The 327-nt window shown below is 62.4% G+C and carries 1 pseudogene; it reads right to left on the bottom strand.

Annotated elements, in window-relative coordinates:
• Window positions 1-156: 156 nt before the first annotated feature.
• Window positions 157-327 (bottom strand): annotated as a pseudogene (locus tag KZZ06_RS20285) (IS6 family transposase); the annotation flags it as partial.

Genomic DNA, 327 nt, shown 5'->3' with positions numbered 1-327 from the left:
CCACGCAGGGAGGCCTCTGCTACCGTCCAATCTCGTCAAGGGCGCAGTGGAGAGGCCGGGCGCATGATCTACATCGCAGACTCGTGGTCTCACGTTTCGTTCGGGCTGACCCGGCCTCATACCTCAGGAAAGACCCGAGGCGCCGATCAGATACAACGTTTCGTCGATCCTGATCGAGCCGCAGTGTGGTTTGCGGAAGGCTCGCAGCCGCTTCTCGATCAACGGTGCGTAGGCCAGGACCCAGCGGTTCAGGGTGGAGTGGTCCACCTCCAGGCCGCGTTCCAGGAACAGTTCCTCGATATCGCGGTAGCTCAGCCGGTAGCGCAG

This window comes from Sulfitobacter sp. CW3 (genome assembly GCF_019392245.1).
Taxonomy (GTDB): domain Bacteria; phylum Pseudomonadota; class Alphaproteobacteria; order Rhodobacterales; family Rhodobacteraceae; genus Sulfitobacter.
This window is presented reverse-complemented; position numbering and strand designations above follow the sequence as displayed.